This window comes from Paraflavitalea sp. CAU 1676, assembly GCF_029223285.1.
Lineage (GTDB): Bacteria > Bacteroidota > Bacteroidia > Chitinophagales > Chitinophagaceae > Paraflavitalea.
In genome coordinates this window covers 528,316-539,488 of sequence record NZ_JARHUJ010000005.1, presented here as the reverse complement: position 1 = coordinate 539,488, position 11,173 = coordinate 528,316, and the positions used below count along the sequence as shown (strand labels likewise).

The following is an 11,173-nucleotide window of genomic DNA, read 5'->3' as shown; positions in this document are numbered from 1 at the left end:
AACTTTCTGTGGAGTTAGGGTGTAAGCATCACCAACACATCCTGCCTCCTGCTTTCGGGCAGCACTTTCAGAGAAACCAGTTTGCCTGCCCGCAATTCAGCTTCTACCGTTGTATTATAGGGCGCATGCAGTTTGAAACGAACATCCTGCTGCTGAGGCCAGGCCGGGAAAAGCAATATCTTCCGGTCATCCACCTGCATCAGCATTTCCTGCACACCGATCAAGCCGCTGCCGCCCCAGTTGTGGTCGGGCACCCAATCGTACCCCGGCCCCCAGAAGGCGGGAAATCGACGGCCGGCATTCTGCAGTTTAAGGCTGGTGAGTTGCCAGGCCTCTTCACGCAGTCCTAAGCGGGCGGCAAAAATATTATCCTGTTTCCAGCCGATATGGCTCCTGAATTTCAAAGCAAAGGTGTCGTAGCGCCAGGTATTGATAGCGGTATCCAGCCCCGGTTTACCAACGCCAAAAAGGCCCCAGGGATAAACCGGGTATAGTTGTGGTGACTCTACATTGTTTACCCGCTCCCACAACTTCGCCGGCGCAATGGTCGTGTATGCACTGTACTGCATAAAGCTGATGGGCGGTATACGCTGCAACAACCCCTGCCAGTACACGCGTTGATCGGGGGTGCCATAGTTTGCCGGCAGTTGCAACAACCGCTCCGTGATCACCCGCAAGCCCGCTGCCGTAGAGCTGGCATTATAAGCCATCTTGAAAGTCTCTGCTGCCGATCCCGGATACAATACCAATTTACCGGCGCCATCCAACGCCTTGGAGCCACGCAGTCTGGCGCGGTACTGATAATGCTCATCGAAGAAACGCAGACAGCTTTCAATGAAAGGCACATATTCCTTAATGTCCTTACCAGTATACCGTTGCGCATCGAGCATCATGAGGCAGAATTCCAGTACCGTATCCCATTCGTACTCGAGCCAGGGATTGAATTCAACGCCCTTATCAAAACCAGCAGGTCGCTTCTGACCATACTCGGCAATATTGGGCAACCCAAAACTTTCCATCTGCTCCGTAAAGCAGGCGCCTGCATGGCCCCAGTATACTTTCGAACGAAGCTCTGCATTGTGGAGAATACGCGTGTAGAAGTCCAACTGCGATTGCAGCATATCCCAATCACCATTTTTGATCATGGGATAATAGACGAGCCGTTGGTTTTGCATGGTATGCAATCCTCCACCCCAGTTGCGGAAATCGGGGGTAAAGGAAAGTGCAGTGTCTGTATACACCGGATCAACGGTCAGCAAACCACCATTGAACTTGGTAGGCCAGGAGCCTGTAGCATTCAAGGCCAGCATATAGCGGAACAACTGGTAATTGCGCCCGATCTCCCATGACCTGGGATCACGGCGTTCGGGATCGATCTGTACATAACTTCTTTGCCAGAAGGAAGTCCACCAGGACTGCGTTTGTTGAAACGCTGCCATCTTCACACCACGTGTAATGGCATGTAGTGAATCAAGTCCCTGCCTCCACTGTGCATTCGAAGACGTTGAAGCTGTATGTAGCTGTAGGGTCAAAGCATGCTTAATAGCGGGTCTGTCAGACTTCAACACCCAGCCTTTGTAATCGGTACCGGCATATACACCTGCTGTGGTTCCGGCTGGAGTAAATCCGCCGCCGGAGAAGCTGCCGCCAGATTGCAGATTAAAGAGAGGATTGTACAATTGATCCTTCACACTATCCATACCCTGCACGGCAACCGTGGCGTCGAAAACGGTGGTAGCTTGATTACGGTGATAAAACAACACGTCAGGTCCTGTAAAGGCAATGCTATCCTTAGGAGCAATATTGTTTTTGGGCGCAGCCCATTTCCAGGAAGTACCCCAATTGACCCGTCCTGTCAGCGGCCTGTCGCGGTAACGCCAGCTTTCATAAGTAGCCGTAGCGGCAATCTTTTTATTGCTGTAGATCGCGATATGCACCACGGGATGATACACATCTACCCAGATGCGCACAGTACCTTTTTGGCTACCTGCCGATCCTTCTACGGTAATATAACCCTCTTGCAAGTGTAGCTCCTGCTTGAAATCGGTACCGGTAAAAATATTGGGAGACAGCTGCAAGCGAATGCGCCCCGCTTTCAATAAACTGTTGTTTTCGTCGAAGCTGCCGCTGCGCGATGCATAGATCAGCAGCTCGCCTTTTTCTACCCACACATTCAGGCCAATATCACCACCACCGCAGGGCATTGACTCCGATGCATTATTGCTGGGAGATGTCCACACGATGTTGTAGGCCGACAGGTTGGCGTTCTGTGCTTTCACAAAAAAGCCCATCACACCAGTAAGCAGGAAGAGTATACAGGTTTGTTTCATTATTTTCCGATAGAGACCTCTACATCCCCGATCAACCCTGCAGGCAACAAAGGTTTACCCTGCAATCTGAATGGAGCGGTAGTCCAGGTGATACGTTTTTCTTTCGGTAACCGCTCGTCGCCTATCAGCCTGTTGCCCCAGGTATTGGTCACAGCCACTTCGATCTTGTTTTCACCCGGACGCACAGCTTTGGAAATATCAAGTTCATACGGAGCCGTCCAGATGGTACCAAAATCAATGCCATTCACTTTTACTGTTGCGATATTGGCAACATCCCTGAACCGGACGGTCGCCCGCACCTCGTCATCTCTTTTATTGATAAAGGTGGTGCTATAAATGGCCGTGCCGGAATAGTAGCGGATCGTCGAATCGGTATTGTCAGCCCAACTGGTCAGCGCCGGAAAAGCAACCGGCTGAGCCGGACCACCCAGTGCAGGATCGAAACTAACCTGCCAGTTCGTCAACGTCATACTTACAGTGGGAGGCATAAAAATGGGCGTGTTCCTTTGATACGTAACCTTTTTTCGAAACACCAGGAATACGGAACCATTTGGCGGCAAATAAACATCCACCTTCGTTCTGTCAGCTTCGGCTATCCAACGTCCCTCCTCTTTAATAGAACCATTTACAGGATCCCAAATCTCCGGCTGCTTTCCCTTCACACGCAGCGACACCTTTAGTCCGCGTGCTGTATTCGATTGATTCGAGATAAAGTAAATATCGAAATCCTTCCCCTGCCGGTGCGTCCACGCAACGTTGCCCGTCTGCTTTCCTTCCTGGTCAGTAATGATTACATCTTTCTCTACGCCCAAACTAGTAAAATCTTCCTGCTGGTAAGCACCCATGATCAGTTTCCCTTTCGGAGGCGCCGTCTTTTTGATACTCATACCAGTCAGCTCGTTCAATGACTTATTCTCCAGCCTTTCCTGCAAAGAAGGTGATTGCCTGGGCGCATCCACCATCACCACAGTACCCCCGGCTTTTACAAGTTGTGCGATCTTCTTCTCAACAGCAACAGTCATATAGCTGGCATCCGGATTCAAAGCATGCGCACCGGGTATAACCAACACACCATAACTCGCCCCACCCGGCAACACGATCCGCTTGTTCTTAACAGTGGCCATCAATAAGGCATCCGGATTGATGGCATCATAGGCATATCCTCGTAAGGGATCCACCCAGTTCTCCGGATCGGCCATATTCGCAGAATGCGTAACACCCGCCGGCAACTGACGCAAGGGCGTACCTTCATTGGCAAGGCGCCGCCGTTCTTCGTCCGCCCGCTCTTTGCCCATTATACCCGGTAACGAATTCACCAGCCTGTACGGCAACACCGAACGCCTCGGCAATTCCTCCCCCGTAAAGACAGCCACATCCGTAACCGGTTTTCCCAATTGCAACAGGGCCTGGCAACGTTGCAAATATTCCATCCAGGCCTTACCCTGGTTCCACCAGGTTTGGTCGCGCTGAAAATATACGCCTACGCCATCGAGCGTCATGCCCGGCTTGCGGTCTGTCCACGGATTGTGCGTGAATACATGCAACACGAGGCGGTTAGCGCCCAGGGCAAAGTTGCGATCGCCCACTACTTTCATCATACCCGGATGCTCACCCCAGTTCATGCGTACCGACGTAAAGCTCTCCGCCGGCACAATGTTCTTACCATATATATGAGCGCCCGATATCGCATCGAGCATATCATTTGGTTTATCGTGGGTCGGACTGTTTAGCCAAAACTCCCCCATCGGCATATCCACATGCCGGTACTGCTGCATGCCATCGCTCATCATGGTAGGCGCTATACTCTCCGCACTGAACTGCATGCCTTTATCATGCGCCAGCTTATTGAGCGTGCCGTAGAAATTATCCACGACCAGGCCCGCGATCGTTTGGCGCACATCGTATAAGAAGCCTTCGGATACCGCTGCACTCTCTACCGGAATACCGGCCATACTCAGCAGGTAAGGACTAAGATCATACCCCCGCCGCTTCTTAAACTCAGCGGCAAACAAAGGGCTCCAGTTCTGGCTGCCACATTCCCAGCTGTCGATATAGAATATCTTGATGACCTCTTTGGCCAACTCAGGACCAGCTACCCGCAGGGCTTCACCAAACCATTTATCAAATTGCAAACTGATCGCTGCCGGATTGAACTTATCGCACTCCAGCCCCTTGCCTGCGCCCGCAGTAGCATTGGTGTGGCCGGTGGAAGTATGTCCTATCCGCACAATGATCCAGTTACCTGCCGGGGCCTCCCAGGTCAGGTTACCCGAAGCATCCATTTTATCACGCAGGTAAACGATCGAATTCAGCGGTACACATACCGAATCCGGCACCTGGCCCACCGTCGTCTTTCTGCTTACCCGCCACATCGATCCGTTCTTGCTCTCGAACTGATTCACCACCGGCTCATCAGACAGATAGATGCCCGACACTTTCAGCGAAGGTTTCCACTTGGCCGCATCGAGGTCCTCCGCACCAGGCTCAGACCCCGCTTTATCATACACAAACCGGAAGTACATAGCTGTTACCGCCGGTATGGAATGCGTTACGTCTTCATCCGTATCCTGCCAGCCGTGACGAGGCGGCTCCAGCCGCGTGTGCGTCGTAAATTCTTCGCCATCATTGCTCACCTGCACCAGCAACCGGTGTGCCTGCACATTGTTGCCACCACTGCGTATCCGGATGGAGCGACAGGTAAACGGCTGCGGGTATTTATATTGGATCCAGCAGGCGGAATCACTCTTAAACCCGTCTTTTCCGCCATTATCAAAAGCCAGGAACTGCGCCCTGGCGCCGGGTAAGCTGGAAGTAACCCGCGGTATCAATACCGTGTCGCTATAGGGCTGTATGCAATTGGCCGGATAGGCCAGCACGGCAATGTCTTTGTAATAATCTTCGTTGGTTTCCGGCTGAGACAGCGAGACTTCTACCTTGCCGCCTCCCTTTACATATTCCTTGGTCCATACCACTTTTTGCATCGAAAGCTCTGGCGTTATCCAGGGCCCTCCGGCGAGCGCAAATCCATCCGCAACATGAAAGGCGATCTTTACCCCTACCCGCTTCGCTTCTTCCAGCGCAAAACGCACCATGCCCCACCACTCGGGGCTCAGCTGTCGCGCTGCCGGCTCATACAGGGAGGGAGAAGCAGTGTCTTTGATACAGGCCAGGTAGGCCCCGCCGACACCTGCCCGCTGCATCGCTTCGAGGTCGGCCGTAATGCCCGCCTTCGAAACGCCGGCATGCATCCAGTACCACATCACCCAGGGTTTGGCGCTGGCAGGAGGCTGCTGAAACAGGCGGTCCGATAAGGGGCCTGAAGTATCTCTCCAAACAGGAGCAGTGGCATTATTAGTAAGATATTCCTGTAACGGAGCCGTTGCACGCGCTGCAAACGGCTGTTGCATTGGGTAGGAGGAAGTGAGGTCCGCATTGTCCCTTAACCACGAATTCACCTGCCATAGGGATAGCAGGCCCGCAATCATGAGTAAACTCTTGTGCATCATATGAAAGCCTTATCGCGTGTGAAGTTATGTCAACTAAAGGTTTCCAATAAAAAAAACGGGGCCAACGGAGAACCGTTACCCCAACTTGCTTGCTTTTTGCTATATGAAAACGCTTGACTGACCCGGCATTACCGGGAACAGGTAATTACCATTTGAGAGTTTAAAATTACAGGGAGGGCCCGGGCCGGCAAATGGCATATCCGGGCAAGATGATGGAATATTTACCTATTTTTCGTGGAGCTGCTCGCGGGCGCGCCTGCCCCACCGCGGAAGGCTTATCTCTCTACAGGAAGCACCTGCCCCGCTACCGCGTAAGCTTCTCCACCTCGCTCACATAGGCCGGCCCCACGGGCAAGCTGGTTTTACCGACCCACACGTTGTTCCGGTCAACCTTCGAGATATGGCTTTTGCCAACAATAAATGACCGGTGAATGCGAATGAACAACGGGGCTGGCAATAGGGCTTCCGCTTCGGCCATCGTGAGCCGTGACAGTATTTTCGATTGTGCCAGCACAAACTCAACATAGTTGCCATTGCTTTCAACGTATAGCAATTCGTTAAGATTGATGCGCACCTGCTCGTAACCACTTTTTACAAAGATGGTGGTTGGCGGCGCGCCTTCAGTAGCTGGGGCGGACGCCTGCCCATTTTCCTTTTTCCGGTATTCGTATTGTTGCAGGGCTTTGTTACAGGCCTTCAGAAAACGCGCCTGCGAAAAGGGCTTCAGCAGGTAATCGATCGCGTCCAGTTCAAAGCTCTGTACGGCATGTTCGCTGTAGGCGGTTGTAAAGATCACCATTGGTGGGTCGGGCAAGGCACGCAGAAACTCGATGCCCGAGATATCCGGCATTTTGATGTCGAGGAATAGCAGGTCCACCTGCTCCCGCTGCAGGTAGCCAAGCGCCTCGAATGGGCTCGCAAAAACGGCCTGCAGTTCCAGGAACGGTATTTTACCTGCCAGGGCTTTCACCACCTCCAGGGCAATCGGTTCATCATCGATGGCAATAGCTTTCAACATATCACTTTAAGTCATTTGATCTTAAGGGCCGGTTTTTCTGTACCTTTGGGGTTCAGCATCATCTGCACCACCTTACCTTGCGCATCCAGCTCGAACCTGATCCTGAACTCATGCTCATTACTCAGGAAAAAATGGGTATTGTCCAGTGCCAGCAACTCCGAAGCCGGGCCACGCTCCGGCCGGGCGATCAGCCGCCCATGCTCCAACGCCAGCACCACCACTACCCCATTGGCAGTAATACGGTACGTGCCTTCGTACTTCCTGAGCACCGATGTATCGACAGGCACCGCCTTCAGCATCACCGGCAAACTATAAGGCTGCCGCAATACAACAGCCAGCAGCCTGCGCGCAATCTCTTCCCGGCTCATCGTTTCCATATTACTCAATACCACAATGCAAACATCCTCTTTGGGCAACATCCAAAATGCACTCCTGAACCCAAAGATACCCCCGCTGTGCGAAACCACCCGTCGACCAAAGACCGAATCGGTCATCCAGCCATACCCATATTTATTCTTACGTGGCAGCCAGGCGCTATCCAGCCAGTGCTGCGGTATTATCACCCGGCTCTTTAAGCCCCGGTACCACTGGTACAGGTCGCCGGCTGTTGAATAAATGGAGCCGGCCGACCAGGGCACGGTAGAGTCCACCACCGGCGCTTTCTTCGATGGCGCCTCGGAGGAGTCGGCATAATAACCAATAGCTTTATCAACGCTCACCAGGTTCCGGAAATCAAACGCGCTGTGCCGCATACCCAACGGCGTAAACACATATTTCCGCATAGCCTGTTCATAGCTTAGGCCGGTCTTCTTTTCGATGATGCCACCCAGCAAAAAATACCCCGCATTGCAATAGCTCCAACCCGTACCCGGTGCAAAATCGAGCGGCTGATCTTTGAATACCCGTATGATCTCTTCCTGGCTGAAGGACCGCGCCGTTTGTTCCTCCATCAATTCTACATCCCGCGTATAATCCCACAGTCCCGCCGTATGCGTCAACAAATGACCGATGGTGATACTGTCGCCATGCGGAAACCCGGGATAGAACTGTTGCAGCTTATCTGTCAACGACAGTTTGCCGGCAATTACTAACTGTCCGATCAGCGTAGACGTAAAAGGTTTGGTCACCGACGCGATCTGGTAGAGTGTATTGGTATCATTCAGGCTGCGCTGCTGCTGATCCTTGAACCCATACCCCTGGTGCAGCAGCACCTTTCCTTTTTGCGCCACCAGTATGGTGCCGCTGAATTTCCCCTGGTCGCGCCAGGCTTGCATCAGCCGGTCAAGCCGGTAAACGGTACTATCCTGGGCATGGGCATGACAGGCAAGGCCCAGTAGCCCCGCTAATAGAAAGATTTTCATCCGTAATTATTTTAAGGTTGAAGGGAGAGTTGAACGGTGAACTCGTGGCCGTTATTCTGAATGAAGAGCTGATGCCTGCCGGGGTAAATAAGCGCCAGTCGTTCCCGCACGTTTTGTAATCCTACGCCGGAGTGCTCGCGCTCAGGATCACCATGTGCATGGGCATTCATACTATTGCGCACTTCAAACTGCAAGGCGGAGCCCGAACAAACCAGTGATACTTTTACCCACGAAGGCTGGCGAAGGCTGATGCCATGCTTGAAAGCATTTTCTACAAAGGGGATCAGCAGCATCGGGGCAATCACCTGCGGACATATTTCCGATGTAATATCGCTTTCGATCGTAATGCCCGGCTGCGATTGAACCCGCAATTGCTGCAGCGAGAGGTAATTGGCAAGGTATTCTTTCTCTCTTTCCAGCGGAATGAAATCCTGCAGGTTATCGTGCAGCATAAAACGCATCATATCGCCCAATTGCTGAATACCGGCCGCTGCATCCGGGGCATGCTCCCGCAGTGCCGTACCATACAAAGTATTTAAAGCATTGAACAGAAAATGGGGATTGATCTGCGAACGCAGGAACTGAAGATCGGCTTTCGATTTCACCAACTCCTTCTGTACACCGCGCAATTGCAGTATCCTGTCTTTCCGCTCGCGATACAGGAACCAGGAAACTGGAATGGTAACCACCCATTGGGTAAGAAAACAATTCAGGAAGGCTATGAACAATCCATGAGGAATGTCCATCCCCCTGATCAAAAAGAAGGGAAAAGTACATAGCCCGGTAAACAGCAGCAGGTCACCTACCGTACGGAGCTCCCAGAAGTCCTCCCGCTTTTTTCGCGGAAAAACATAGTAGGTATTGATCATGAATACCAGGAAGGTTGGCGGAATGAACAGGCAGAAAAAGACCATAAACTTATACGTAATCCCCCAGACTACCCCTACAGCAACAATCACAACACAATAGAGAAGGGCAAACAGCGTGCATTGATTGGCAATCAGCACGCGATAGGCTCTGGAAGCGCCCGGGCGATCGATATAATGAACGAGCAACGCCCGGATACCCAGGATCATCGTCCAAATGCAAACACTCACAGCAGCAGCACCTGTACCGGTCCACAAATTGGTGAGCGGACGGTCATTGTACCCAAACAAAGACAGCGTTTGAAAATGCCCGTAATTAAATAACCAGGGATGCGCCAGGCTGGTCAACGCATTCACACCGAGGGCCAGTAGAAACGCCAGTACAAGGAGCGACACGATGCCCGCCATCAGTTTGCGTAAAATGCCAACGGTGGCTTCTTTGAACGACACCTTACAAAACAAAGGGATCACCACCCGGCTGATAGCGAAATAACTCAATAACAGCAAAGCACCGGCGCCCACCTGCGGCATTAGGACATTCGTAGCGTAATGGAACGACAACCCATTCGTACGATACGTAACACCAAAGATGGAATCAATATCCCCGTCTGTAAGAAAGAACAACGGCCGCACGCAATAGGCCGCCCACATGATGAATAGCATACAGGCAAGCACCGTTTCATGTTGCAACCAGCGGAGCTTTCCGGGTGCGGCAACAGTATTTTCGGATGAGTTAATATCGATAGAAGTCATGTTAATTTCTTTTCAGCAAGATTACTCCATCGCTGCGCACGCTTCCTGTAAATGTTACCAAATGGGCTAAAAATGGGACGAATCCGGACACATAAAAACTCATCACACACAAAGCAGGTCTTATGCCCGAAAACAACCAGGCACTTCCCGTGAAAACACGGTAGGGCAGTTAGTGCCGGCAGGATAAATTGAGCCCCACATAACAACCTATGACAACCAAACAAATCCATGCACCGGTCGTGATCATTGGAGGAGGGCCGGCAGGCGCCGCCACAGCCCTTGCCCTCGCAAGGTTGGGCGTACCCGCCATGATCCTCGAAACACACAACAACGCCTACAAGCCCAACGAGATCATACCGGCCAATGCCTACCCCTTGCTCCGCCAGCTCGGCATCGAATACATCTTGCACGACACACAACATCGGCCACATGTCGAAAACCGTTTTACACAAGGCGATACGTGCACCAAAGAATGCCAGCAAGGATACCAGCACCCAGGCAGGGGATCGCTCATCAATCGCACCTATTTCGAAAAACAATTACGCTGGGCGGTAGAACGCCTGAAAGTGCCCTGGCTGGGAGGATGCAGCTTTATTGGCTATGAAGACAAGCAAGATGAAATAAATATTACAGTAGGCACTTCTCAGGGAGAGCAATGGAATATACAAGCCGCCTTTGCGGTGGATGCCAGCGGCAGAGCAGCCTGCCTGGCCCGTGCAGCGGGCGCTAAAAGGCTATACTTCGACCAACTGACTGCTTATTGCATGAAGTGGCCTGGCACACCACAATCCTTGCGCAATGCCACGATCTTCGAAGCTACCGGGAATGGCTGGTGGTACGCTACACCGGAGAAAGGTCAACAGTTTTCACTCAGTTTTATGACAGATGCCGACCTGCATGAACAGGCATCCCGTCGATCGGCGCAATGGCTCAGCGCTGAACTGGCCGCAACGACCTACCTGAAAACCTGGCTGGCAACTAATGCAGACCGTAGGCAGCTATTGGCCGCTACGAGATCAGCAGCTACCTCTATCCTTGATCCGGTATGCACCGCAAACTGGCTCGCCGTTGGCGATGCCGCCTCCACTGGCGATCCGATCATCACCTACGGGATTGCAGGCGCCCTGCAAAATGCCTTGCAGGCAGCCATCACGATCAAGGCACACCTTACCGGCGATAGAGCGGCCCTTGCCACCTATGCACATGCACACATCGCAGCATTTAATGAGCAGCAGGCAAAACAACAGCAATACTATACAGCGCAAACGCTGTGGAAGGATCAGCCATTCTGGCAACGCCGGTTAATAGGCGCGTCCTATGAGAGTAGCAAACCTTAATT

At 52.3% G+C, this 11,173-nt stretch carries 6 protein-coding genes; 1 reads left to right on the top strand and 5 read right to left on the bottom strand.

Going from position 1 to position 11,173, the window contains the following annotated elements:
- Positions 1-14: 14 nt before the first annotated feature.
- From P2H89_RS18565 to P2H89_RS18545, 5 genes are all read right to left on the bottom strand, one after another.
- Positions 15-2,330, bottom strand: coding sequence for a DUF5703 domain-containing protein (locus P2H89_RS18565; protein ID WP_275829576.1), 2,316 nt, complete (start codon positions 2,328-2,330; stop codon positions 15-17).
- Complete coding sequence (locus P2H89_RS18560; RefSeq protein ID WP_275829574.1) at positions 2,330-5,836, bottom strand: glycosyl hydrolase; 3,507 nt, start codon at positions 5,834-5,836, stop codon at positions 2,330-2,332. The genes P2H89_RS18565 and P2H89_RS18560 overlap by 1 nt, the downstream gene beginning before the upstream one ends.
- A gap of 304 nt (positions 5,837-6,140) precedes the next feature.
- Positions 6,141-6,854 carry a LytTR family DNA-binding domain-containing protein gene (locus P2H89_RS18555; RefSeq protein ID WP_275829572.1) on the bottom strand — a complete coding sequence of 238 codons (714 nt, stop codon included), beginning with the start codon at positions 6,852-6,854 and terminating at the stop codon, positions 6,141-6,143.
- An 11-nt stretch (positions 6,855-6,865) separates the two neighbouring features.
- A complete protein-coding gene (locus P2H89_RS18550; RefSeq protein WP_275829570.1) occupies positions 6,866-8,215 on the bottom strand; it encodes a serine hydrolase in 1,350 nt (449 codons plus the stop codon).
- Between the two features lie 11 nt (positions 8,216-8,226).
- Complete coding sequence (locus P2H89_RS18545) at positions 8,227-9,834, bottom strand: histidine kinase (RefSeq protein ID WP_275829568.1); 1,608 nt, start codon at positions 9,832-9,834, stop codon at positions 8,227-8,229.
- 209 nt (positions 9,835-10,043) lie between these two features.
- Between P2H89_RS18545 and P2H89_RS18540 the strand changes: the two genes are divergently transcribed.
- Complete coding sequence (locus P2H89_RS18540) at positions 10,044-11,171, top strand: FAD-dependent monooxygenase (protein WP_275829566.1); 1,128 nt, start codon at positions 10,044-10,046, stop codon at positions 11,169-11,171.
- Positions 11,172-11,173: the final 2 nt, after the last annotated feature.